This window comes from Methanobrevibacter oralis (genome assembly GCF_001639275.1).
Lineage (GTDB): Archaea > Methanobacteriota > Methanobacteria > Methanobacteriales > Methanobacteriaceae > Methanocatella > Methanocatella oralis.
In genome coordinates this window covers 35,457-58,977 of the sequence record NZ_LWMU01000103.1, presented here as the reverse complement: position 1 = coordinate 58,977, position 23,521 = coordinate 35,457, and the positions used below count along the sequence as shown (strand labels likewise).

At 30.7% G+C, this 23,521-nt stretch carries 31 protein-coding genes and 1 tRNA gene; 2 read left to right on the top strand and 30 right to left on the bottom strand.

What is annotated here, in order from left to right:
* Positions 1-153: 153 nt before the first annotated feature.
* From MBORA_RS08655 to MBORA_RS08545, 23 genes are all read right to left on the bottom strand, one after another.
* Positions 154-561: a hydrogenase iron-sulfur subunit gene (locus MBORA_RS08655; protein ID WP_042694520.1), complete on the bottom strand. Its 408-nt coding sequence runs from the start codon at positions 559-561 to the stop codon at positions 154-156.
* Positions 562-570: 9 nt separating this feature from the next.
* Positions 571-1,716, bottom strand: coding sequence for a Coenzyme F420 hydrogenase/dehydrogenase, beta subunit C-terminal domain (locus MBORA_RS08650; protein ID WP_042694521.1), 1,146 nt, complete (start codon positions 1,714-1,716; stop codon positions 571-573).
* 7 nt (positions 1,717-1,723) lie between these two features.
* Complete coding sequence (locus MBORA_RS08645; protein ID WP_042694523.1) at positions 1,724-2,758, bottom strand: molybdopterin-dependent oxidoreductase; 1,035 nt, start codon at positions 2,756-2,758, stop codon at positions 1,724-1,726.
* A 46-nt stretch (positions 2,759-2,804) separates the two neighbouring features.
* Positions 2,805-3,128: a hypothetical protein gene (locus MBORA_RS08640; RefSeq protein ID WP_147659518.1), complete on the bottom strand. Its 324-nt coding sequence runs from the start codon at positions 3,126-3,128 to the stop codon at positions 2,805-2,807.
* 479 nt (positions 3,129-3,607) lie between these two features.
* A complete protein-coding gene (gene idsA / locus MBORA_RS08635) occupies positions 3,608-4,597 on the bottom strand; it encodes a short chain isoprenyl diphosphate synthase IdsA (protein ID WP_042694526.1) in 990 nt (329 codons plus the stop codon).
* A gap of 12 nt (positions 4,598-4,609) precedes the next feature.
* Positions 4,610-5,953 (bottom strand): RNase J family beta-CASP ribonuclease, encoded by a 1,344-nt coding sequence (locus MBORA_RS08630; protein WP_042694528.1) that lies wholly within the window; start codon positions 5,951-5,953, stop codon positions 4,610-4,612.
* 6 nt (positions 5,954-5,959) lie between these two features.
* Positions 5,960-7,006, bottom strand: coding sequence for a type 2 isopentenyl-diphosphate Delta-isomerase (gene fni / locus MBORA_RS08625; RefSeq protein ID WP_042694529.1), 1,047 nt, complete (start codon positions 7,004-7,006; stop codon positions 5,960-5,962).
* Between the two features lies 1 nt (position 7,007).
* The gene (locus MBORA_RS08620; RefSeq protein WP_042694530.1) at positions 7,008-7,808 is read right to left on the bottom strand and encodes an isopentenyl phosphate kinase; all 801 of its coding nucleotides are present in this window, start codon (positions 7,806-7,808) and stop codon (positions 7,008-7,010) included.
* A gap of 5 nt (positions 7,809-7,813) precedes the next feature.
* Positions 7,814-8,776, bottom strand: a complete 963-nt coding sequence (gene mvk / locus MBORA_RS08615) for a mevalonate kinase (protein WP_063720547.1) — start codon at positions 8,774-8,776, stop codon at positions 7,814-7,816.
* 9 nt (positions 8,777-8,785) lie between these two features.
* Positions 8,786-9,634: an AmmeMemoRadiSam system protein B gene (gene amrB, locus MBORA_RS08610; protein ID WP_042694532.1), complete on the bottom strand. Its 849-nt coding sequence runs from the start codon at positions 9,632-9,634 to the stop codon at positions 8,786-8,788.
* 9 nt (positions 9,635-9,643) lie between these two features.
* Positions 9,644-10,243 (bottom strand): 30S ribosomal protein S2, encoded by a 600-nt coding sequence (gene rpsB / locus MBORA_RS08605; protein WP_042694534.1) that lies wholly within the window; start codon positions 10,241-10,243, stop codon positions 9,644-9,646.
* 24 nt (positions 10,244-10,267) lie between these two features.
* The gene (locus MBORA_RS08600) at positions 10,268-10,462 is read right to left on the bottom strand and encodes a 4Fe-4S dicluster domain-containing protein (RefSeq protein ID WP_042694657.1); all 195 of its coding nucleotides are present in this window, start codon (positions 10,460-10,462) and stop codon (positions 10,268-10,270) included.
* Between the two features lie 19 nt (positions 10,463-10,481).
* On the bottom strand, positions 10,482-11,726 hold the full coding sequence (eno, locus tag MBORA_RS08595; RefSeq protein ID WP_063720546.1) for a phosphopyruvate hydratase: 1,245 nt from the start codon (positions 11,724-11,726) through the stop codon (positions 10,482-10,484).
* Positions 11,727-11,860: 134 nt separating this feature from the next.
* Positions 11,861-12,055, bottom strand: coding sequence for a DNA-directed RNA polymerase subunit K (locus MBORA_RS08590; protein ID WP_042694537.1), 195 nt, complete (start codon positions 12,053-12,055; stop codon positions 11,861-11,863).
* A gap of 60 nt (positions 12,056-12,115) precedes the next feature.
* Positions 12,116-12,286: a DNA-directed RNA polymerase subunit N gene (locus tag MBORA_RS08585; protein WP_042694539.1), complete on the bottom strand. Its 171-nt coding sequence runs from the start codon at positions 12,284-12,286 to the stop codon at positions 12,116-12,118.
* 48 nt (positions 12,287-12,334) lie between these two features.
* Entirely contained in the window at positions 12,335-12,736 is a 402-nt protein-coding gene (locus tag MBORA_RS08580; protein WP_042694541.1) for a 30S ribosomal protein S9, read from the bottom strand.
* 18 nt (positions 12,737-12,754) lie between these two features.
* Entirely contained in the window at positions 12,755-13,177 is a 423-nt protein-coding gene (locus MBORA_RS08575) for a 50S ribosomal protein L13 (RefSeq protein ID WP_081738419.1), read from the bottom strand.
* Positions 13,178-13,195: 18 nt separating this feature from the next.
* Positions 13,196-13,561 carry a 50S ribosomal protein L18e gene (locus MBORA_RS08570; RefSeq protein WP_042694543.1) on the bottom strand — a complete coding sequence of 122 codons (366 nt, stop codon included), beginning with the start codon at positions 13,559-13,561 and terminating at the stop codon, positions 13,196-13,198.
* A complete protein-coding gene (locus MBORA_RS08565; protein WP_042694545.1) occupies positions 13,561-14,361 on the bottom strand; it encodes a DNA-directed RNA polymerase subunit D in 801 nt (266 codons plus the stop codon). Before MBORA_RS08565 ends, MBORA_RS08570 begins: the two co-directional genes overlap by 1 nt.
* 12 nt (positions 14,362-14,373) lie before the next feature.
* A complete protein-coding gene (locus MBORA_RS08560; protein ID WP_042694547.1) occupies positions 14,374-14,766 on the bottom strand; it encodes a 30S ribosomal protein S11 in 393 nt (130 codons plus the stop codon).
* A gap of 11 nt (positions 14,767-14,777) precedes the next feature.
* Positions 14,778-15,302, bottom strand: coding sequence for a 30S ribosomal protein S4 (locus MBORA_RS08555; RefSeq protein ID WP_063720545.1), 525 nt, complete (start codon positions 15,300-15,302; stop codon positions 14,778-14,780).
* 50 nt (positions 15,303-15,352) lie between these two features.
* Complete coding sequence (locus tag MBORA_RS08550) at positions 15,353-15,799, bottom strand: 30S ribosomal protein S13 (RefSeq protein ID WP_042694551.1); 447 nt, start codon at positions 15,797-15,799, stop codon at positions 15,353-15,355.
* A gap of 194 nt (positions 15,800-15,993) precedes the next feature.
* A tRNA-Ser gene (locus tag MBORA_RS08545) sits at positions 15,994-16,078 on the bottom strand.
* Between the two features lie 251 nt (positions 16,079-16,329).
* Here MBORA_RS08545 and MBORA_RS08540 point away from each other — a divergent pair.
* Both MBORA_RS08540 and MBORA_RS08535 read left to right on the top strand, forming a co-directional pair.
* Complete coding sequence (locus tag MBORA_RS08540) at positions 16,330-16,884, top strand: LemA family protein (protein WP_042694553.1); 555 nt, start codon at positions 16,330-16,332, stop codon at positions 16,882-16,884.
* Positions 16,885-16,893: 9 nt separating this feature from the next.
* Complete coding sequence (locus MBORA_RS08535) at positions 16,894-18,678, top strand: DUF2207 domain-containing protein (protein ID WP_042694555.1); 1,785 nt, start codon at positions 16,894-16,896, stop codon at positions 18,676-18,678.
* Positions 18,679-18,743: 65 nt separating this feature from the next.
* On the opposite strand, the gene MBORA_RS08530 is transcribed toward MBORA_RS08535, so the two are convergent.
* From MBORA_RS08530 to secY, 7 genes are all read right to left on the bottom strand, one after another.
* Positions 18,744-19,694 (bottom strand): RNA-guided pseudouridylation complex pseudouridine synthase subunit Cbf5, encoded by a 951-nt coding sequence (locus tag MBORA_RS08530; protein WP_394296262.1) that lies wholly within the window; start codon positions 19,692-19,694, stop codon positions 18,744-18,746.
* A gap of 82 nt (positions 19,695-19,776) precedes the next feature.
* Positions 19,777-19,998 carry a 50S ribosomal protein L14e gene (locus MBORA_RS08525; RefSeq protein ID WP_042694559.1) on the bottom strand — a complete coding sequence of 74 codons (222 nt, stop codon included), beginning with the start codon at positions 19,996-19,998 and terminating at the stop codon, positions 19,777-19,779.
* Complete coding sequence (cmk, locus tag MBORA_RS08520; RefSeq protein ID WP_042694561.1) at positions 19,999-20,517, bottom strand: (d)CMP kinase; 519 nt, start codon at positions 20,515-20,517, stop codon at positions 19,999-20,001.
* On the bottom strand, positions 20,517-20,783 hold the full coding sequence (locus MBORA_RS08515) for a 50S ribosomal protein L34e (protein ID WP_063720544.1): 267 nt from the start codon (positions 20,781-20,783) through the stop codon (positions 20,517-20,519). Before MBORA_RS08515 ends, cmk begins: the two co-directional genes overlap by 1 nt.
* A gap of 144 nt (positions 20,784-20,927) precedes the next feature.
* Entirely contained in the window at positions 20,928-21,518 is a 591-nt protein-coding gene (locus MBORA_RS08510) for a DUF106 domain-containing protein (protein WP_042694563.1), read from the bottom strand.
* Positions 21,519-21,528: 10 nt separating this feature from the next.
* Positions 21,529-22,086: an adenylate kinase gene (locus MBORA_RS08505; RefSeq protein ID WP_042694565.1), complete on the bottom strand. Its 558-nt coding sequence runs from the start codon at positions 22,084-22,086 to the stop codon at positions 21,529-21,531.
* Positions 22,087-22,124: 38 nt separating this feature from the next.
* Positions 22,125-23,489: a preprotein translocase subunit SecY gene (secY, locus tag MBORA_RS08500; RefSeq protein WP_042694566.1), complete on the bottom strand. Its 1,365-nt coding sequence runs from the start codon at positions 23,487-23,489 to the stop codon at positions 22,125-22,127.
* Positions 23,490-23,521: the final 32 nt, after the last annotated feature.

The window sequence follows — 23,521 nt, the reverse complement described above, 5'->3', positions numbered from 1 at the left end:
TATTAATAATAAATACTTTCCGGCTGAGATGTATTTTTTTAAATATAAAATAACACGAAAGATAGAAAACTACCTTTCTAATATTAGAAAACTAAACATCCTCTAATATTAGAAAAATAGTTAATAGTTATCAAATGATAACTATCCTATTTTTTATAGTCCTAATTCTAATGGACCTAATTTAGATAAAGTTTTATGAAATTCTTCCATTGTTTTTTGAAATTTTTCTCCTTCTGAAGCTGAAATCCATTCAAAACGGAATCTTTCTTCATCAATACCAAATTCTTCAATAATGTCTTCTACAATTTTTGCTCTACGAGACCATTTATAATTTCCTGCATCATAATGGCAATCTCCAATATGGCATCCTCCAACAAATACACCATCAGCACCTTCTTTAAATGCCTTGAAAACCATAGATGGATTAATCCTTCCCGAGCACATTACTCTGATAATTCTTATATTTGGTGGATATTGCATACGAGCCGTTCCTGCAGTATCTGCACCTCCATAACAACACCAGTTACATAATAAACCCACAATTTTAATATCATCAGCCACATTATCACCTTATAATAAACCCTTTTCGGGACTGTAAAGTGGAGGTTTTTTATCATCAGAAACTCCAGCTATATATCCAGTCCTATCACAATATTTTTTCTGCATTTTATCAAAAATTAATGATACAGGAATGTCTACCGGACAAACATCTTCACATTGGCCACAATCTACACAACTGAAACCCATGTGTGATAATCTAATACCTTGGAATTCGATTGGATGAGGAGGAATAGAACCAGATTCCTTAAAGTATTTCTTATCAATCTCACAATTATTATAACAGTAACATATCGGACAGACATCCCTACATCCGTAACATTTAATACATCTATTCCAATAATCCGCATCAACTGCACTAGGATATGCTGTATTTTGTTGTTTTTTACTAAGTTTAATCATGATATTTTCAACTTTAGATCTAGCTTCAACAGCTGCTTCTTGAGGTGATTTAGTTTCAATTAAACCAGCTCCTTTAGCACCATTTATTATTTCATGACCTTTTTCATCATTAACCTCGATAAATGTCCACCCATCTTCAGCACCCCAATTTCCACAAGCAATATTTGCTTTTCTTGGGATTTTAATATCGCATCTTTGACAATTTTTACGACGACCTAATCCTTTTTCTTCTAAATCGTGAATTTTAATTCCTTTTTCACTTCCATCTTTAAGTTCGATTATGAATTGTCCTTTATCAATTTCTTCAGATACAACATCATCAGGATTAACTTCATAATATGTTTCAATCATTTTACGACCAGTAACTGGGGATACTGTTCCACCACAGTTAAGGCCTATTGATATAACATTATCTGGATTAATTTTATGACGTTTAATTAACTCTTCGATTGAACGAATATCACATGGTTTAACAGCAACGGCAACTTTTTTATCAAATAAATGTTTGCTTATTAAATCTCCAATTAAAGTAGGAGCGCAATGAAGAGAACCTGCTGTTGAAATTAAATCATCAGAATCTGTAATGAATGTTGGAACACCATCATAAATATCTTCACCAGCACATAATGTTAAAACACCATCGACAATTTCATTATCTAGTAAATATTTAAAAATACTAGTGACTGCTCCACCACATTCTCCAGCGCCAAATATATCAGAGACTTTAGATTTAGCTAAAACATAATTAAAACTCATTTTATCACTACACTTTTTCTTGTAATTTTTCAACGATTTCAATTCCACTTAAAATACCTTCGGGTGCATCAAGGATTTGTACAAAGTTTTGAACATCACCCATTGCGTTTGTAAAACTACCACCATTTTCAATCCAAAATTTAATTGGAATAACCACTTCAGAAGCATCAGTTACATCATTTTCATGTGCAGAAAATGTAAATATCTTTTTAACCTTAGTTAAATCTTCAATTTCATCTTCACCAAAAACAAGTAAAATACTAGAAGATTCTATAACATCACTAATTGGATTAGCTTCAAGTTCACTTAAAGCACCTTTAGTATTACATTTGCTGAAAATAGGTAAAAGTTTAGAATTAGTTTTTTCTGCAATGCTTTTAATAATTTCAAATTCATCAGAGGAGTCAATTTCATTTATAATAATAATTGAATCATTAGCTATGTCTGCATCATTGAAATAATCAGAGATATGATCAACAAGAGTAAATTCAAAATTTAATGCAGTAACCCCTTTATCTTCAGTTCCAATTGCAAGAATACTTGCACCATTATCTAAAGCATGAAAAACCCGCCTACCTACAAGAGGACTATTATAAACAACATCCCCAATAAGATAAATATCCTTGGCATTATCCACATCATCATATCTAGCTAATTCACCATCATAATTAGGGAAATTATCAGAAGAAAAGCCAATTTTATAACCCATTTTATTAGCAAATTCTTTAATAGCTATAATTTCCTCATTAGAATTATTTCCAGAACAAATTACTCCAATTTCATCAGGATTACTATTTTTTAATTCATCTGCAATTATCTTTAATGCTTCGCTAAGATCACTACTTCTTTTAGAAACTAATGGAGTTAATATTCTAGATTCAAAGCACTCAATCGAATTTCTGCCGTTTAAACAATTTTTGCCTTCGTTTATCACATTCCTTTTATATGGAAAAGTTCCAACAACTTCACCATCTTTTGAAATTATGTCGATTCCACAACCAACGCTACAAGAAGGACAAACTGTATGTTGAATTTTTAACATGTACAAATTCTCCAAATGATTAATAATTATTTAATTTAAGAGACAATTAATATAATTCATTGAAAATATTATTAGCCAAAATATTTTCATTTTGTAAATTTATAGATGAATCGCGAGTAATAGAAATCATATTAAAGATCATCTCACTAGCTTTGTCTAAAATTATTTTAGAAACTTCATCTTTTACAAAATTTTCACAAAGTTGTAGTTCTACAGAACCTTCAAACATGAACCTCATTGAAAAATGTGTGAATGATTTTATTGTACAAACAAAATCAAATACTTCACTATCAGTATTTCGAAAATCTATCGCCCAATCAAAATCAAGTTGAACTTCCTGATTTTTTAGATTTTCTTTCTGTCTAATCATATCAATTTTTTCAATAAACAACCTCATGATATCACAATTTTTTATAAAGTTATCTCTTATAACACATTACCATCTATGAATATTAAGTAATAATAATATAAATCTTTTTCAAAATATTATTAAAAAAAAATTCTTTAAAAGAAACATAACTATTAATTAATGTTTAATAATAAAAATAAAGATATATTAATAATTATTAAGCCAATAAACTAATTTAAAACTCTTGATTAACTATAAGTATTAATAAAATTAAATCAAAGTTTTTTTAAACTTAAGATAAAAAATCTTAAAATACTTTATTTATAATATCATCGACAATAACATCTTAGATTATAAAAAATAAGTTTTATATCTAAATTTAATAAAAAAGAAGTTATTAGAAAAATAAAATAAAAAGTATTACTTTTTTATAAATTAATACTAACTAATTATTATAAATTTAGTAAAAAATAATAAAAAAAATAAAAAAAATAAGACATTTAAGAATGCCTTTCTAAAACAAAATTTGCAATGTCTGCAAGTGTTTGTTTACTTGAAGAATCAGGCAATATTTCAAGCACTTGCTTAGCCTTCATCACATTTTCTTGAGCAAGATTTCTTGCATATTCAATGGATCCACAGTCATTTAAAATACCAATAGCTTCTAGTACATCATCTTGTGAATTATTGCTATCTTTTAATATTTCAAGTAATCTATCAGAATTATCACAATTAGCTAAACCATTAATTGCAATAATAGTCATTTTACCCTTAGCAATATCAGAACCAATAGGTTTACCTAAAGTTTCTTCATCACTTACTAAATCAAGATAATCATCTTGAATTTGGAAAGCAAGACCAATTAACCTTCCATATTCATACATAGCATCAATGACTTCACTAGATGCTCCACCAATAATAGCTCCAGCTTTAGTAGCAGCAGCAATTAATGCGCCTGTTTTCTTGAAAATCATAGCCATATACTCATCTTCTGAAACATCAAATCTGTCTTCAAAACTCATATCAAAAGCTTGACCTTCACAAATTTTAACGCAAGCATCAGCAAGAGTAGCTAATGTTTGGTTAATTTGATTAGGAGTATTTGTTTGTTGATTTGAAGACATGATTATTTCAAAAGCTTTTGAAAATAATGTATCTCCAGCTAAAATAGCTACATCCTCACCCCATACTTTATGAACAGAAGGCATGCCTCTTCTCATGTCATCATCATCCATGATATCATCATGAATAAGTGAAAAAGTATGGATTAATTCAATAGCTGCAGCAGATTTTAATGCATTTTCACTAGAACCTCCAATTGCTTCGGATGTAATTAAAGTTAAAGCTGGCCTAAGCATTTTACCTCCAGCTTTAGTTAAATACAGAGAAGCTTCACAAAGATTATTTGGAGTAATAGTAGATAATTCTTCTTCAATTGTTTTAATAATATCAGTTGAATAACTCCCTAATACCGCTTTAACATCACTCATAAAATCATCTCCTTAATTTTTAAAAACTTGTGCTTGTGCATTTCTTAAAATATGAACATCATATCCAATTCTGTAACCTTCTTCTTCAGCTAATTCACCGTAAGCAGAAAGCATGGATAAATCTCCATGTGCTGGAATAATATGTTGCGGTTTTAACATGCGTAAGAATTCTCTATGATCTTCTCTTCCTGCATGTCCTGAAACGTGCGCATTAGGATAAATTCTTGCACCTTTTATTTTCAATCTTCTTTCCATAATATGCCTATTAGCAGCATTAGTTGGGTTAGGAATAATAGGCGCTGAAATAATTACATTATCTCCTTTTTTAATATTAAATGGAGTTTTACCACTAGCTATCCTTGGAAGCAACGCATCAGGTTCACCTTGGTGTCCAGTAGTTACAAGTAAATAGTTAGCTCTATCTTCATCAGCCTTCATTAAAGCCCTATTAATTGATTTTGGACTTCCATAAATAGTTGCATTTTTTGGCAATTTTAAAATACCTTGTTTTTGTGCAATACCGCAGAATCTTTCCATAGACCTTCCAAGGAAAAATATTTCCCTGTGACTTTTCTTAGCAATATCAGCAATAGCTTGAACCCTTTCAACATGAGACGAAAAGGTTGTAACAATCATACCAGTTTTTTCATATAAAGGTCCTTCCATAACATCTTCAAGAATGTTGCGTGCAACTCTTTCTGAATGAGTTTTTACTTCGTCAAAGTTTTTAGCATTTGTTGTCTCAACAATTAATGCAAGTACTCCTTTTCTTCCTAATTCCCTTAAACGTTTATAATCCGGTGGTGGAGATACTTTTTGATGGTTATCAAATTTAAAGTCAAGTGCATAAACAATAATTCCCTCAGAAGTATGTAAAACAGGAAATACTGCTTGAGGAATACTGTGAGTAGATTGGACAAATTCTAAAGTAATATCTTTAGAAAGTTTCAATTTACTTCCAGGATTTAAAGCCCTAATTGGATTGTTAACTTTAAATTTACGTTCTCCTTTAATTTGTTTTTCAATTAATGCAGCAGTATAAGGTGTCCCTATTAATGGTGCATCATATCTGTGAGCTAATTTAGCTACAGCACCTATATGATCTAAGTGTCCATGAGAAAATATTATTCCTTTAACTTTACCATCAACATCTTTCATTAATGTATCGTCTGGAATAACTCCCCTTTCAATCAAATCTAAGCTATGCATACGATCAATATCTGTATCTTCGTGCATGCTAATCCTATCAAGATGGATACCCATATCAAATATGATGACATCTTCACCAATACAAATAGCAGTCATGTTTTTCCCGACTTCTTCATATCCACCTATTGCAATTACTTCAACGCTCATATAATATTATCTCCTTGAATAATTTTGTGTGTTAATTCCTCTTTCATTAAGCCACTCCCTTGTTTTTCCACATATCACTATTTTTGATTGTTTAAGTTCTTCAATGCTATTTGCACCAACTAAAAACATTGCAAGTCTTAATGAATCATTGAATTTATTAATAAAATCTATTAAATGATCTTGAGAATTTGAATTCTTTAAAAATGGTAATGCCATACCCACAGCATCAGCTCCAAGAGCAATAGCTTTAGCAGCTTCAAGACCTGAACGAATACCTCCAGATGAAATAACAGGAACATTAACAGCATTAGTAACTTCTACCGTACTAACAGCTGTTGGAATTCCCCAATCCCAAAACAATTCGCCTAAATATTTATCTTCTGCCCTATAAGTTTCAACAGCGGCCCAACTAGTACCACCAGCTCCTTCAATATCAATAAAATCAATTCCAGATTTAACTAACATCTCAGCTGATTCGGCTGATATTCCACAACCAGTTTCTTTTGCAAGTACTGGAATATTTACAGCATCTGTTATTTGGCTAATTAAACCATTATATCCTCTTGCATCTAAGTCTCCTTCAGGTTGAATAGATTCTTGAAGAGGATTTAAGTGAATAGCTAAAATATCAGCATCTAAAATTTCAATAGCCTTTTCGGCTAAATTAAGTTGAGGTGCTCCAATATTTCCAACTAACAAACAATCTGGAGCATTATCACGAACAACAGTATAAGTATCCTCAAGTTCAGGATATTCACAAGCTGCACGCTGAGAACCTACTCCTAAAGCAATATTTTTTTCATCAGCCACAATAGCTAATTGTTTATTGATATTTTTTGCAACTGGATGACCACCGGTAATAGCTGTTATAAATAAAGGTGAGTCTAATTTTTTACCAAAAACTGATGTGGATAAATCAATTTCATTTTTATCAATTTCTGGAAGAACATTATGAATTAACTCCACATCTTCAAATCCAGTAGTTTTATTCTTAAACTCGACATCATAATTTTCACAAATTAATAAATGCTCTAATTTTCTATCTGAAATCATGTTAATTTCCCCTTGAAATTACAGTTCCTTTAACTTCCATATCTTCTAACGCTTTGAAAATATTATCTTCAACTTCAGCATTTATTATTTTAGATTCGATTCCTAAATCTGCTAAATATAAAAGTTCTTTAATTTTTCCAATCATCCCACCAGTTACATCAACATTAGTAGTTCCTTCTAAAGTATCCAAATCTTTAAGTGATGTGAATTTTTCAAAAAACATTGCATCATCATGTGTTTTAGGATTCTTATTATAAACACCATCTACATCTGTTGCTAAAATCACTTTATTAGGATTAAGATTTAAAGCTAAATATTGTACTAATTGATCTCCTGAAATTACACATATTTCTAAATCATTATCTAAAACAACATCCCCATAAATTATGGGAATAAATCCTTTATTTAAATATTTGTTAAACATTTCTAACTTACCATCAGTGATTCTTTTATTAGTAGCTGTCATGAAACTTGAAGCAGGAATAGCTACTACAGGTAATCCTTCTTTAATAAATTCATCACAAACATGCATATTTAACTTTTTAACAGAATTTTGTGTTTCACAAAATCCTATTCTTTTTTGGGGATACTCACAAGTGTCAAATTTTTCCCCAATTTTATATCTTTTAGCTGGAGGGTGTCCAAATGATCCTGCACCATGAACTATTATTAAATCTTTACAAGAATTGTCTAGTGAAGATTTAATCTCACGAGCAATTCTTAAAAGACCAGTGGTATTAACTTCACTTTTTTTTGAATCTTTAATAGTTAAGCTACTTCCTCCAATTTTTAAAATAATCATTTAAATCACTCATAAACCCTTGATGAAACTCCTTTACGAGTAAATCTAATTTTTAAAACATTGTCTGATTTATTTATTGCACGGGCCACTTCATTAACTTTATCTGGACAGAGTGCAATAATGCTTCCACCACCACCAGCTCCAGTAATTTTAGAACCAATGGCTCCTGCACCTCTTGCAACATAGACCATTCTAGATAATTCTAAAGTATTAACACCTAAAACATCTAAAAATCCATGATTAATGTTCATTAATTCACCAACTTTTTTAAAATCTCCTTTTAAAATAGCTTGTTTAGCATAATTAGTTAAATTACCCATTGAAGTAATAACTGGATTAATTATTTTAGGATTATTATTCTTTAGATTTCTAACATCTTTAACAATTTTACCTGTGTTTCCATGCTTATGGGTGTATCCTACAACAAAAGGAACATTAAAATTAACTTTAAAATGTTCAACTTTTTTATTTCTAGATAAATAAACAAGACCACCATAAGTAGAAACTAAAGTATCTAAAGGACTTGCAACTCCTTGAACTGCTTGTTCAACCATATGAGCATCATGAGCCAAAGATTTTTTATTAAAACGAATATTATGATATCTATATAATGCAGCAAGAGTAGCTACTGTAACAGCTGCAGAAGAACCTAAACCAGAACCAATAGGAACACTAGATGATAATGTCATCTCAATTGGTGTGTGATCGTGAACTCTATTAAGAGCTTCTAAAATGTATCTAATAATACCTGGTTTTCCTTTTTTTAAAATGTATTTTTTATGCTTAGTATCCAATTCTACTTCAAAATTTAAATCATAAGATCTTAAAATAGACTTATCTCTATCTGATTTAGTAATTTCAACATAAGCTCTTTTATTAACAGCACCAGCAATAGCAGGTTCATCATAAACAACTGAATGTTCACCAAATAAAATCGTTTTCGCTGGAGCAGAAGCAATAGCTTTCATAAAAACACCTTACTTAAAAATACCTGAAGCATATCCTACAACAGAGCTAAAATCTCCAGAAACATCCCCACTGGTCCCATATTTCAATATTTCTGAATTATTCTTTCCAGACATCTTAGAAAGAGACATAGTAGTGATAACTGGACCATAACCACACATTGTAATATTATATTGAATAATTTCCTCAAAGAGTTTGAATTCATCCATATTATCAATATCTTCCAATACAAAATTATCTAACTTATTAGCCATATCTTGAGTATTATAATGAGATAAATCTGTACTTGCAATAACACAGTAAGATTTATTTAATTTATTACCTGCTTCATAAATAGCTCTTGCTAAATCACTTGAAGCTGAAAAAGACTGAGAAGCCATAGTTATAGGTACAATTTTAAAATCATTAGAAAAATATTGTAAAAAAGGCAACTGAACTTCAATACTGTGTTCTCGAATATGAGCAGAAAAATCAGAAGAAGCAGTGTCTGAATTTGATATAATAGATTCAGCAAATTCATTGTCAACTTCAAGATTACCTAATGGTGTAATCCATTGCCCATCATCAAAAACGGAAATTTCACTGCCTAAACCTGTGTGATTAGGACTCAAAATAATAAAAACTTCAGGAAAACCAATTTTAACAATTTCACAGTAGCTATGAGAAGCTACTGCACCTGAATAATAATAACCTGCATGAGGAACCATAATATTTATAGGATAATCTGAAGAATCAAAATCATTGAGTATTGGAATTTCACCAACGCCCATTTTACTTAAAAAAGCATCTTCAACAGATTTTTTTAAATCTTCAGGATTATCTGGATAAAATATTCCAGCCACAGCAGGTTTTCTTAACATTTAAACCACTTAAAATTTAAGTTCGAAATCAGTTGCATCATAAACTAACTCGCCATCTTCAGGAATTTCTCCTCTTTCTCTTAAAATTTGTCTTGCAAGTAACCAATAAATTAAAGCAATGGCTTTTCTACCTTTGTTGTTTACAGGTACTGCAATATCAACAAAACTTAATAAGTTCTCTGTATCGCATAAAGCAACAACAGGAATACCATTTTGTTTTGATTCGATAACAGCTTGTGCATCAGATCTTGGGTCAGTTACAACAATAATTTTAGGTTCGATGAATTTAGCATAATTTGGATTAGTTAAAGTTCCAGGAATGAATCTACCTGGAATAGTTTTTGCACCAATAATCTCTCCGAATTTTTTAACAGGAGCTTGACCATATTGTCTTGTAGCTACTACTAAAATATCTTCTGGATCATACTTTGCTAAAAGTTTTGCAATATGTCTAATCCTTTCATCAGTTTTTTGAATATCTAATACATATAGACCATCAGATCTTACTCTGAATATGTATTTTTCCATATCGCTTGTTTTTTGTTGGGTTCCGATATGTAAACCTGCTGCTAAATAATTATCTAAATCAATTAAAAGTTCATTTGCCATAATAATCACCATTTATCTTTATTTTTAAAAATCATCTTCAATATGTATACAGTCGTTTGGACAAACATCCATACAAACTTCACAATAACTACATTCATCTGGGTCAACAATTTCAATTTTGTCCCCTTTAAGTACTAAAACTTCCATTGGGCAAACATCAGAACATTCTGCACAGTCTGCACCATCACATTTATCATATTCAATGATAACTTTTGCCATTACAATCCCCTCACAAAATTTAGAATACATTCATCTTTGGATTTGGAAGTTCTTCCTCAATACGTACTAATTCATTTAATTTAGCTATTCTTTCCCCGCCAATAGCTCCTGTTTTAATCATAGGAGAACCAAATGCAACAGCTAAATGTGCAATAGTATCATCAGTAGTTTCACCAGATCTATGTGAAACAACAGGCACAATATCATTTTCTTTAGCTAATTTTACAGTAGCATAAGTTTCAGATAAAGAACCAATTTGATTAGGTTTAATGATAATTGCATTAGCTGCATTCATCTTAATACCTTTAGCTAATATTTCTTTATTAGTTACGAATAAATCATCACCACAAATAAGACAGTCATCTTTAACTTTTGAGGTTAATTGTGAGAAACCATCAAAATCAGATTCATCAAATGGATCTTCTACATAGAACATGTTATAAGTTTCAATAATGTCTTTCACAAATTCTAACTGATCACCTGTATCTCTCTTAATACCATCTTGACCATAAACATATTTTTCTTCATCATCCCTCCAAAATTCAGAAGCAGCCATGTCTAAAGCTGGTCTAATTTCAATACCTAATTCATCACCCACTTCCTCACATGCTTGAGCTTGAATTTCAAGTGCAATATCATTTGTGATATTTGGAATCCATCCGCCTTCGTCTCCTTTTCCACCAGTGAAATTAGAGTCTTTGGTTTGGATTAATTCTTTTAATTTTTTATGGATTGCTGCATTAGCAAAAATACCTTCAACAATATTATTTGCTCCAATAGGAACAACTAAAAACTCTTGAATATCAGGTGCATTAATACCTGCATGAGCCCCGCCATTCATCATATTTCCTAATGGGAATGGCATCTCATTTACTAAATTACCTCCAAGATATTTGTATAAAGGCATATTATAAGAGGCGGCAGCTGCTTTAGCTACAGCCATGGAAACTGCTACAGTAGTATTACCACCAATAGCTGATAAATTATCTGTTCCATCTACTTCTCTTAAAACTTCATCAATAGTAGCAATATCTTCAGCATCCATACCAATGAGTTCACAAGCTAGTACTTCTTCAACTTCACTTACTATTACATCTACTCCACCTTCAGGAAAAGAAACTACTTCTCTTGAACCAGTACTTGCTCCACTTGGTGCAGCAGCTCTACCAAAACCGTTCCAAGTAATTACATCTACTTCTACAGTTGGATTTCCTCTACTGTCCAAAATTTTACGAACTTGGACATCTTCAATTATACTATCCAAAAAAAACACCTCAGTGTCATTTAATTTATTACCATATAATCTATACTCTTTAAAAAATCAGTAAGTTTCTTTATAGAGTTATGTTGGTATTTTTTATTTTTTTTAAATAAATTAATAGAAAAAATAGATAAAATCTATTCATTTCTAATAACATCTAATGGTAAAACTCCAGCTTCAAACTCTTCGTAAGCTATATCAATCGGATCTAAAGAAGCATCTAATTCAATTAATGGTTTAGCCCCCATAGATATTTGAATTGCTCTAGCTCCAATGAGTCTAGCTCTTTCAAACCTTGTTAAATTTTTTGTATTCATGAATATTACTTCCATTAGGCATATATTTTACCAAGATTAAATATTATAATAATAAATTTCTCCCAATTACAAGATCTATTCCCATGTTTCAACATGAGAAATTAACATTCTTCTACAACAATATCTAGTTAAACCTAAGTCATCTAAGACATCTTTTGACTTTTCACCAGCTGCCACTCTTTTGTTATATTCATCAAAATATGCAGATACTGGTTTTCCACAACTTAAGCATCTAATAGGAATCATTTATATCATCTTTTTTAATTTAAATAAAATTTAAAATTACAGAAGTATCTATCTGTAACTTTTTTGTTTACGTGCTCTTGCTCCAGGACCACCATATTTTTTAGGTTCAGAACGTCTTGGGTCACCTACTAACATAGTTCTGTCGTAATGAATGAATTTTTCCTTCAAATCCATATCTTGTGACCATTGTACAAGCCCCTTAGCAATAACCATACGTGCAGCTTCAGCTTGACCCATTACTCCTCCACCAACAACATGAATATTAATATCCACTTCATTAGCTAAATCACCAGCAATAGTCAATGGTTCTTGTAATTTTAAGTTAGCAAGCTCTGGAGAGTAAAGTTCTAAAGGAACTCTATTAATTCTAACTTTACCAGTTCCTTCTTTAACAGTACCTCTTGCAATAGCTGTTTTACGTTTTCCACTTGTATGAATAACTTTAACCATAATCACACATCCATTTATCTAAAAGGTAGCTCCTAAAAGTTTAGAGATTTCTCCTAACTCAACACCTTTTTTAATATTTTTGTATTCAGCTTCAGGAATTTTATCAAATTCAACATCAGCATATTCTGCTGGAACTCCAACAAATGCTTTTAAGCCTTTGTATGCGGTTTTACCTTTAGATTTTCTATAAGGTAACATTCCTCTTACAGTTCTTCTAAATATATCATCTGGTCTTCTAGGATATTTAGGACCTAAATCACGAGGGTTAGAGATACTAGCCCTGTCCACTCTTTGTTTATATTTAGCATAAGCCCAATCCCTGTTTCCAGTTAACATAATCTTTTCAGCATTAAGAATTACAACTTCTTCGCCTTCTAAAAGATTTTTACTAGTTACACTAGCTAATCTTCCTAAAACGCATCCTTCTCCATTAATAATCATCATAACACACATCCCTATTTATTCCATGATTCTAATGTTGCTTCCTTTAGGATTAGCTTCAAGTACTTCATCAATTGAGATGCATTCTCCACCAGCACTTTCAATTTTCTCTTGTGCTTTAGTTGAGAATTTAAATGCTACAACATCAACTTTTTCTGTTAAATCACCATTAGATAAAACTTTACCAGGTACTAAAACAGTTTCACCAGCTTCAGCATATCTGTTAATATCAGATAAATTTACTTCTGCGGTTCTTCTGTTGGACCTTGAAAGCCTATTAGCAACATCTTTCCAAATAGCTGCATTTTCACTTTTTGATTGTTTATTAAGTTTGTTAATAAGTTCAATAAGGTTAGGATTTGTTTTGTTAATTTTCTTAACCATTATTTACTTCCTCCTTCTTCACTAAATCTGATAAATTTATCTGTTTTATTCCCTAATTCTTCACAAGCTTTTAATAAAACTTCTTTAGGAGACATTGATCCATCAGTTTCAATTCTAAATATGAAATCATTCTTATGATACCCTACATTAATATATCCATTAGCAGAAGCTCTAACACAACTTTTACACATGCTACAATTTTCAATATCTAAAATTTTAATCTTTTTAGATCTTCTATCTGATTTTAAAACACCTCTAGGACATGCCAAAGCACAATCATAGTCAATGTCCACATCATCATTAAAAGTAATTTCAGGATACTGTTTATAAGCACAAACTGTGGTTGGTATCCATTTAGCATGCTCTTTTCCATAACCTAATTTTGCACTAGCTTCAATATTAATTTTTTCCCCTTCATTAAGTTTTACAAGAGGAATTGTATCATATACTGGTTTAATAATTGAGTCTGAAGATATTAAATCCTTAGAGTAAACTACTTTAGGCCCTTCTTCTTGTAAAGAAAACATAACACCTGGATGATCTTCATAGTCATCATCTTCAGGCAAAGGTAATCCTCCAATTGCATTAATATTAGAAACTAAAGGAGTTAAACCAAGTCTATGTGCAAGTACCTCATTAAACATTGCAGAATCATTTCTAATAATATTCACATCTTCAATAGCTAATTTAGAAACATTTACTATGGCACATCTTCTAATAGCATTGATAAAAGGCACTTCTGCATCGCGGACAATGAAAACCATTTCATCATCAGTTTTGCTTTTAATTTCTATCTCCATATTAAACCCTTCTTAGACTCTTCTTCCTCTTTTACCACCAGGTCTTCCAGTACCGTCGTGAGGAATAGGAGTAATATCTTCAATTTTACCTATTTTAATTCCAGCTCTTGCTAAAGCACGAATAGTAGCTTGTGCACCAGGTCCAGGGCTTCTAGGCCCATTTCCACCAGGAGCTCTTACTTTAATATGTAATCCAATGAATCCTTTTTCTTTAGCATCGTCAGCTATTCTAGTTGCAGCAGCCATAGCTGCAAATGGTGAAGCCTGTTGTCTGTCAGCACGAACAACTTTTCCACCAGACCATTGAGAAATAGTCTCAGCACCAGTAATATCTGTTACAGTAATAATAGTGTTGTTGAATGATGAGTAAATATTAGCTATACCCCATTTTTCATCTTTTGCCATAATTACACCCTTTATTCTTCTGTATTAGCTTTGTTGTACTCTTCAATTTGTTTAGCTACAGGTGAAGAACGGTAGAAACCAATTTCGTCTTCTTGACCTCTTAATACTACATAACTTGGTGAATTAATCTTTTTACCATTTAAAGTTATGTGACCATGTACAACAAACATTCTAGCTTCTTTAGGAGTACGAGCTAAACCTTTTTTATATACAATAGTTTGTAATCTTCTTCTTAAGATATCTTCAACATTTAAATCTAAAATATCCTCAAGTGCAGCACTTTCAGGCAAAATACCGGTTCTAGCTAAGTGTCCTAATAATTCTAATTTTTCTTCTTGCATTTGATCTTGAGAGAAACCAAGTAAATATCTTGCTTCCCTACTGTATCTTCTAACTAAAGTATCAGCTTTCCAAATTTCTTTTTTATTTTTTAAACCGTATTTAGTCATTAATTTGTTTTCATCTTTAATTCTTTCTGCATTCCAAGGATGAGGTGGTGTATTATACTTTTTCCTTGATTTTCTAGGTTGTCCCATTAAAATATCTCCTTATAAAATTGATTAAATTATTATAAAAAAAGTTCTGATTATCTTGAACGTTTTACACCAACTGAAGAACTTTTTCTGAAAGTAGATTTAGTTCTTTGACCTCTAACAGGTAAACCAACTTCGTGCCTTCTACCTTTATAACTTCTGGTTTTCTTCATCCTGTTTAAATCATCTCTTAAAATCATGTCAAGATCAGATTCAATTAAATGAATATTATCTCCAGTTTCATAATCTTCTCTACGATTTAACATCCAAGTTGGAATGTCAAATTTTTGAGGATTTTCTAAAATTTCTTCAATTTTTAAAACATCTTCATCAGCAATGTATCCAATTTTAGCATCTAAATCTAAGTCTAATGTACGACACATGGATTTAGATAAAGATATTCCAACACCTTTAATTTCGGTTAAAGCTTGTTCGATGGTTTTATTACCATTTACATCCTTTCTTGAAATACGCACCAAGTGCTTAAAGTCGTCTTCCATTAAATAACCTCCGTTTATAGAGCGAACCTACGAGACGTAAAATATAGATTCGAATGTTTTAGATTTTCTAAAACACAGTTCTCTCAACAATATAAAACTTAGTATAAAAACTAAGAGTGCAATAAAAATATCAGTTTAACAAATAATTTAATAATCATGAAAAAATTATAAAATCTATGTTAAAAACTAATAAACGCCGAGACTGGGATTTGAACCCAGGAGGGCTGAACGCCCACGAGATTTCCAGTCTCGCGCCTTACCAGGCTAGACTATCTCGGCAGAAAATATAGTTAATATATTTTAAAAATTATTTGCACGCATATCAATCAATATTAATATGATAAATAAATATCTAAAACTTAACATATATAAATGTATTGTTTTCTAAAATTTTTTTAAAAAGCAAATTAATAATTAATTTAGAAATTAATAATAAATAAAACTAATGGCTATTATTAGATATAAATTAAATAAATATATTAAACACAAATTCAAAATATTCAAATAACACACTATATGAGGTAAATAAAATGGATTTAATGATTGTATTAATATTAATAATAATTATTATAATAGCGATAGTTTTAGTTAAAATTTATAATGACTTAGTAAATCTTAAAAATCGTGTGAAAAATGGTTATTCACAAATTGATGTTCAACTCAAAAGAAGAACTGATCTTATCCCCAACTTAATTGAAACAGTGAAAGGATATGCTGCACACGAAAAAGGAGTATTTGAAGAAGTAACCAAAGCAAGAAGCAATATTATGAATGCAACTTCTGTTAAAGAAGCTAGTGAAGCTAATAACCAATTAACTGGTGCTTTAAAATCATTATTTGCCGTTGCTGAAAACTACCCTGAATTAAAAGCAAATGAAAACTTTGTTCAACTTCAAAACGAATTAACCGAAACCGAAGATAAAATTTCCTATTCTAGACAGTTTTATAATGATACTGTTTTGATGTATAATAATAAATGTGAACAATTCCCAAGCAATATTATAGCTAATGCATTTAATTTTAATGAAGCAGATTTCTTTGAAGCTGCAAGTGGTGATAGAGAAGCTCCAAAAGTGCAATTTTAGGTGAATTTTATGAAAATAAAAAAAATAATATGTATAATATTACTATTTTTACTATTATTTTCTACACTCACCCTTGTCTCAGCCGATGATGATGACAGAAGCTACACTATTGATTGGGGGCATATTGATTTAGATGTGGGAAATAATGGGATGTTACACGTTAATGAAACGTATTATTATACATTCAAAGGAACTTATAATGGAGTTTACAGAGACATACCGTTAAAAGAAGGAGAAAGTATAGAAAATATCCAAATATGGGCAGATGGTGCTTATCCTGTTTTAGAAGAAAGTGATGTTGATGGTAAAAAGCATTTAAAAATATATTTATATGCAGATGAAGAACACACCCAACCAATTTCAGATACATCAGTAACAATATACATTAGCTACAACATGAAGCATGTTATTACATTATTTAATGATGTAGGAGCGCTTCAGTTTAAACTTTGGGGTGAAGAATGGGATGTTGATATCGGAGAATTAACAGCAACAATAAATCTTCCAGGAAAAACTGGAAATAGTTACTATTTAAATCCACAAGAATTCAATGTAAGTAGCTCATTAACAAATGGAAAAATTGAAGCCACAACTACATCAATTCCAAAAGGAGACTTTTATGAATTACTTGTTTTAATGCCTTTATCTGATTTTAATAATGCAACTTATGCAAAACATGTTAATTCAGATGGAAAAGCAATGATTGAAAAAAACTTAAATGATAGTATTAATAGCAGAGAAATGTGGAATAACATATATCTTATTCTAGGATTATTATCCCTGTTAAGTCCAATATCTGCAATAGTTGTATATTTAAAATATGGTAGAGAACCAAAAGTTAATTATAATGGAATCTATGAACGAGAATTACCTAGTGATGATCCTCCAGCCGTAGTTAATGCAATGTTAAATAATAAAATTGGAAACCCTGATATGCATGGATTCGAAGCAACAATACTGAATCTTATTGATAAAAAAGTAATAGATTTAGAAACACAAAACAATGAAAAAAGCGACACTAAGGAATTGATATTGAAATTAGATAAAAGTAAAAATGAAAACTTATCTCTTAATGAAAGAACTGTAGTGAATACATTGTACAGATTTTCAACTGACGGTATATTGAATTTATCTGCATTAAACAGTCAATTATCCAATAAAAGTGATGCAGAATGGTTTTTAGAACAATTTAATGCTTGGCAATCAAATATTAAAAATGAGTATTTGAGTGACAATATACTATCTAGCTATTTCAATGATTCTGGCAGCACCATAATGAGTATTATATCCGTAGTTGGATTTATAGCTGCGATAATTATGATTATCTTAGGATTCAACAGTACACTTAGTTCAGGAGCATATACTCTTTTAGGAGGAATATTTTTAATTATTTTCTCAATAATAACCTTTGTTGTTCCAGATGATATTTTTGGTCAATGGACCGAAAAGGGAAGATTGTTCTATCTCAAATGGAAAAATTTTAAGAAGTTTTTAAATGATAACAGCTTAATTAAACAACACCCTCCGGAATCTATTGTTGTTTGGAATAAGTATTTAATATATGGAAGTGCTCTTGGAGTAGCTGAAAATGTTTACAAGTCTATGAAACTACAAGTTCCAAATATTGATGAAAGAGATGATAATTTATACATGTACCATTATTATGGTGGATATTATCTGATGTATAACGCATTCGAAACAAGTCATGAAACCGTTAATCCATCTTCCTCTGATTCTGGTAGCTTTGGTAGTATTGGAGGAGGATCTGGTGGTGGAGGTGGAGGTGCATTTTAACCTCTTTCTCTACTTTTTATTTTTGATTTTAAATAGAATAAGAAGTAACAACAGTTAAAAAGTTTTTACCAAACTCTTGGATATATGTTTGGTTGCATAAATACTTTAGAAGTATTAACAGCGAATCCAGAATCTGCTTCTAAAATTTCATTAGCTGATATTAATGCATTACCTGAAGCAACTAACTCACCTTTTAAAGTTTCAATAGCTACTATGTCATTTTTTTGAATATTATCTGCAAGTGAAACAATACCTCCACAAGCTAAATCAGCACCATGACATATTGCATCAACAGCTGAATCTTTAATGAAAATTTTAGGTAAATAATCCGCAGCTCTCTCCATTGGCATGATAGCTTCACGTAAAAATGATTCATCACCATCTTCAAGATAAAAATGATACGCATCAGTAACATCATGTAATGTCACCAAGTTATTTTTTTCATTAAAAGAACCTACTTGTGTCCTTCTAAGCTCAGCCATATGTGCTCCAACACCAATAGCTTCCCCAATATTATGACAATAAGTTCGAACATAAGTACCTGCTTCACAACCAATTCTAAATAGAACATCCTTACCATCTATTTCATAAATAGTAGAATAATAAATATTACGAGTTCTAAGTTCACGTTTTACAGCAGATTTCACAGGCGGAAGTTGAAAAATTTTACCTGTGAATTCCTTGAAAGTTTCACGAATCTTATCCTCATCTACATCATGATGAAAAGTCAATAAACAAACATATTCTTTAGGAGCTGTTAAAAGAAGTTGAATAACTCTAGTAGCTGCATCTAACCCAACTGGTAAGACACCAGTAACCTTAGGATCTAAAGTTCCACCATGACCAGATTTTTCTAAATGTAAAATACGTTTAATCCATGAATCAATTTCATGAGAAGTTGGACCAGAAGGTTTATCTAAATTAATAACTCCTTTAGAAATATACTCATTAATTCCCCTTTTTTCAGGAACACAACCAAAATCAGGATTTGTAAAAGCCTCAGTCTTACTAATCATGTTAAACTTCATGAAAAAACCTTGTAAATTATAAAAATAAGTAAATAAAAATAATAATGAATAATCAAATTGAATTATTCACTTATAAATCAGCTAAAGCTGCTTTGATAGAATCAATATCGCCAGATACATCGATAGAATCTTCAGTTGGTTCTAAGTGAGCAATATTACATCTTCTGTTTTTAACATCTTCACCTACTACTTCAACATAGTTTTCATCGATAATTTCAATGATCGCACATTTTTTTCCAGCTTCTCTACCACTAGTTTTAACACAAACTCTTCCTACTTCAATTGATACCATTTATATCACCTTTAATGTTGTTAAAATGATTTCTGATAAACTTTCAGGATTAAAGCTATCAGTATTTATAATTAAATCATAAATATCCATATTATGAATATTAATATTATGAATATCTAAATATCTTAAAGCCTCACTTTTCTCACGAATGATAATTTCTTCTTTAGCCACATCTACAGTTTTAGATTCTCTGACACTGATTCTTTCAGATCTTATATCAAATGGTGTGATTAACCACACTTTTAAATCAGCGTCAATAAAATACGCAGATAATCTACCTTCAATTATTAAATTTTTAGAAGATTTCGCAAGTTCAGCTTGTCTTTTATCAATTTCTTTATCAATATCATCATTACCTTCGGCAAATTCACTAAATTCTAAAACACTCATTCCTTTCTCTTTAGCCATCTCTCTAAATATAGATCCAGCAGAAATGTAAGGAATATCTAATTTTTTACTGAGAATTTCAGCAGCAGTAGTTGTTCCAGTTCCAGCTAATCCACCGATTGTAATAATCATTATTTTCTAGCCTCGTTTTTAAAATGTTTACGAGAACAACTTGAGCATAAGTACCCACCAAATGGACGGTTAGGTCTTTTGCTAGTTTTTGATAATTTTCTAATTTCATATGGACGTCCACGAGGAACACCATGTAATACTGCACCACATTCAGCACAAACATGCTTAGATGGTTTTTTCTTTTTGTATCTTAAAACATTATCTCCACCAGGAGTGTTTTTATTAACTCTTTTATATGATCTTGATCTAAATCTGTTTTCAGACATGTACTCACCTAATAATTGAATATCTCTAAATTAATAAATCAGAGAATTCAGATAAAAATTTAAATAATTGTGTAATAGCGTATTCAAAATAGAATATTATAATATATTCATTTCATTATTAATAAAGTTATAGTTTTAAGCTGATTAAAATCCTTGTTTGAAACCTAAGAATTTTCTTATAATTTGACTCATACCAAAAGTACAAATCATATACCATAACAACCAACCAATACCATAAGGAATTGTAGCCTTTCCTCCATAAATAAATCCACCTAAAGCATGCCACATTGGAGTTAAAGTAACCCAATACACACTTTGCGGTAAAATAATAACTAAATCATGAATAGCAGAAGTTCTCATCCAGAAAAATATTAAAATAATTGGAATAAAAGTTACAAACATGGGTTTAAATGAATTAGTCATCATAGCACTTTGTTTTTGCATCATTTCAGTTTGTTGAGCTTGAAGTTCAGCAACTTTTTTTCCGTCTCCCCTTTTTTGAGCTTCTCTTAGTTCCTTTTGGAACTCTTTCATTTCAGCTTGCACACGATTCATTTCATCTTGGTCGACTAATAACTTATTAGCAATAGTAGTGATTAATGAAACAATAAATGCAATAACTAAAACTGTTAAAGCAGGATTAGTTGGATTTGGATCCATTGCTAATAATGGATTAAAAATAGCATTTAAAACATTAATAACTGCATCACTAATCAATGTAAAAAAATCAGCCATATATCATCACCTATTTCAACACATTTACTAATTTTGAAACTGAAGAATCCAAATGATTATCATGATTCTCAACAATTTTAACAGTAGCTCCAGTCAATGTAGCATATGCCATTGAAGCTGCTCTGTTCATTTCTTGATGTAATTTGATTTCGTTCGCTTTTTGAACATCACGAGAACGAGTTTCATCATTTAATCTCCTATATATAATTTCATCAGGGTTAGCTTCAATTAATACAAACAAATCTGGTTGTAATTGTTCTAAAACCCAAATAGGAAGACCCGGCAAAAATCCGGATGGAGTGTTAATTGTACAATGAGTATCTACTATAACATTATCCCTTTGAGATCTTTCTTTAATTCTTTTTGCTGCTTTAGCTTGTATCTCTTTTTGAGTTTCGGCTGGTAATTTTCTTAAAGAATCTCTATCATCAACAATTTTTTCTTCAATTGCAATTTCAGTCATTATGTCTCCATAGTTTAAATGTACATAGTCAACTTCTTCAAGTGCCCTATTAAGTAAAGTGGTACTTCCTGAACCTGGAATACCTGTTAATACTGCTAATTTCAATTTAACCCCTCTAATTTAATAAATATATAAGAAGAAGATTAATCTCCTCCTAATACTTTTCTAATAAGTGGATTTGATGACATGAGTTGTTCTTCTGCCATTTCTTCATAAAGTTTATGAATAATACCTACAGTAAGTAACACACCAGTACCTCCACCTAAAGCACCAGTTAAATCTGCAAGAAATGCAATGAGACCTACATAAATACCACTTATAATAGTGAGTGCAGGTATATATTTTTTCAATATTTTAAATAATTGACGTTTACTACTTCTGAAACCTGGAATTTGAATACCTGACTTATAAAGTTGTTCAGATATTTTTTTAGCATTTAATCCACTGATTTCTACCCATAAGTATGAAAATATAATACAACATATTAAAAAGAATAATGCATAAACAAGAACATGTAACGGTTCTGTATAGAACATACTTAAATTGTTAGGAGTTGATAACAGCCATGCAATACCATCAACAGCTTTACCATTTTCAACACGACCTAAAATAGGATAACCTATTTTTTGGAAAACATTAGATAATAAAGTTACATTTACAAGTAATGCACTTGTTAAAATAACTGGCATGTTACTAGCATAAACAAATTTTAATGGGTATTTACCAACAGCTCCCCTAACTCTTCCATGTCCTCTTACACTACCTTGAGAAATAGGAATTTCCACTCTCATAGCTTCTCCATATAAAACAATTAAAAATACAATAATTGTAGCAAATAATGGAATTAACACTGAAAAATCAGGTGTACCTGCCATAGATGCTTGAATAAGTCCTGGAATAATACCAGGGAGAGTACCATCAGCAGTTGGGAAAAAGTTAAATGTTCCAACAATAATAGCTTGACAAACACCAGCTGCAATGAATAAACCTATACCACTACCGAAACCCCATTTAGAAACAACTTCATCAAGGTAAATAATTACCAATGCACCAATAACAAGTTGAACTAATAAAACTAACATATAAGAATTATCGATAGGCATTAAATTTCCAGTTAATACTAAAACACCAGCTTCAAATACTGTAAAAACAATAGATAAAACCTTTTGAGTAGCTTGGAAATGGGATTTATCCTTATGAGATGAAAGATCCAAATCTAATAAATTTGAACCTACTAACAATTGTAAAACAATAGAAGCAGTAACAATTGGACCAATTCCCAATGTAAGAATTGAACCAAAATTTCCAGCCATAACTGCTCTTAATTGAGCAAATTGATCAACTGCACCTGGAGCTAAACCATATAATGGAATTTGTGTTAAAATAAAATATAACACTAAAACAATTGCAGTCCATTTGAGTTTTTCATTAAACTCTTCAGTGTGAACTGGAGCTTTTACTTCAGGAATAAGTCTAAATATAGGCTCTAAAACTTCTAATGATGACATTTTTTTTTCCTCTATAAAAAAAAGAGAAAAAG

Coding starts and splice junctions, on each gene's coding strand:
- MBORA_RS08585 (WP_042694539.1), bottom strand. CDS start 12,286: ATGATTCCTATTAGATGCTTAAGTTGTGGAAAACCAGTATCTGCATAT.
- MBORA_RS08560 (WP_042694547.1), bottom strand. CDS start 14,766: ATGGCAAAAGATGAAAAATGGGGTATAGCTAATATTTACTCATCATTC.
- MBORA_RS08550 (WP_042694551.1), bottom strand. CDS start 15,799: ATGGAAGACGACTTTAAGCACTTGGTGCGTATTTCAAGAAAGGATGTA.
- MBORA_RS08575 (WP_081738419.1), bottom strand. CDS start 13,177: ATGATTATTAATGGAGAAGGATGCGTTTTAGGAAGATTAGCTAGTGTA.
- MBORA_RS08515 (WP_063720544.1), bottom strand. CDS start 20,783: ATGTCTGAAAACAGATTTAGATCAAGATCATATAAAAGAGTTAATAAA.
- MBORA_RS08565 (WP_042694545.1), bottom strand. CDS start 14,361: ATGGAGATAGAAATTAAAAGCAAAACTGATGATGAAATGGTTTTCATT.
- MBORA_RS08645 (WP_042694523.1), bottom strand. CDS start 2,758: ATGTTAAAAATTCAACATACAGTTTGTCCTTCTTGTAGCGTTGGTTGT.
- rpsB (WP_042694534.1), bottom strand. CDS start 10,243: ATGGCAAATGAACTTTTAATTGATTTAGATAATTATTTAGCAGCAGGT.
- MBORA_RS08540 (WP_042694553.1), top strand. CDS start 16,330: ATGGATTTAATGATTGTATTAATATTAATAATAATTATTATAATAGCG.
- secY (WP_042694566.1), bottom strand. CDS start 23,489: ATGTCATCATTAGAAGTTTTAGAGCCTATATTTAGACTTATTCCTGAA.
- amrB (WP_042694532.1), bottom strand. CDS start 9,634: ATGTTAAGAAAACCTGCTGTGGCTGGAATATTTTATCCAGATAATCCT.
- MBORA_RS08535 (WP_042694555.1), top strand. CDS start 16,894: ATGAAAATAAAAAAAATAATATGTATAATATTACTATTTTTACTATTA.
- MBORA_RS08650 (WP_042694521.1), bottom strand. CDS start 1,716: ATGAGTTTTAATTATGTTTTAGCTAAATCTAAAGTCTCTGATATATTT.
- idsA (WP_042694526.1), bottom strand. CDS start 4,597: ATGAGTGATGTTAAAGCGGTATTAGGGAGTTATTCAACTGATATTATT.
- MBORA_RS08640 (WP_147659518.1), bottom strand. CDS start 3,128: ATGATTAGACAGAAAGAAAATCTAAAAAATCAGGAAGTTCAACTTGAT.
- MBORA_RS08580 (WP_042694541.1), bottom strand. CDS start 12,736: ATGGTTAAAGTTATTCATACAAGTGGAAAACGTAAAACAGCTATTGCA.
- fni (WP_042694529.1), bottom strand. CDS start 7,006: ATGATTTCAGATAGAAAATTAGAGCATTTATTAATTTGTGAAAATTAT.
- MBORA_RS08630 (WP_042694528.1), bottom strand. CDS start 5,953: ATGAGCGTTGAAGTAATTGCAATAGGTGGATATGAAGAAGTCGGGAAA.
- MBORA_RS08530 (WP_394296262.1), bottom strand. CDS start 19,694: ATGATTAGTAAGACTGAGGCTTTTACAAATCCTGATTTTGGTTGTGTT.
- mvk (WP_063720547.1), bottom strand. CDS start 8,776: ATGAAAGCTATTGCTTCTGCTCCAGCGAAAACGATTTTATTTGGTGAA.
- cmk (WP_042694561.1), bottom strand. CDS start 20,517: ATGATTATTACAATCGGTGGATTAGCTGGAACTGGAACAACTACTGCT.
- MBORA_RS08570 (WP_042694543.1), bottom strand. CDS start 13,561: ATGGTTAAGAAAATTAACAAAACAAATCCTAACCTTATTGAACTTATT.
- MBORA_RS08525 (WP_042694559.1), bottom strand. CDS start 19,998: ATGGTATCAATTGAAGTAGGAAGAGTTTGTGTTAAAACTAGTGGTAGA.
- MBORA_RS08600 (WP_042694657.1), bottom strand. CDS start 10,462: ATGGCAAAAGTTATCATTGAATATGATAAATGTGATGGTGCAGACTGT.
- MBORA_RS08620 (WP_042694530.1), bottom strand. CDS start 7,808: ATGATTATTTTAAAAATTGGAGGAAGTAGCTTAACTATTAAAGATTCA.
- MBORA_RS08590 (WP_042694537.1), bottom strand. CDS start 12,055: ATGGAAGTAATATTCATGAATACAAAAAATTTAACAAGGTTTGAAAGA.
- MBORA_RS08510 (WP_042694563.1), bottom strand. CDS start 21,518: ATGGCTGATTTTTTTACATTGATTAGTGATGCAGTTATTAATGTTTTA.
- MBORA_RS08555 (WP_063720545.1), bottom strand. CDS start 15,302: ATGGGACAACCTAGAAAATCAAGGAAAAAGTATAATACACCACCTCAT.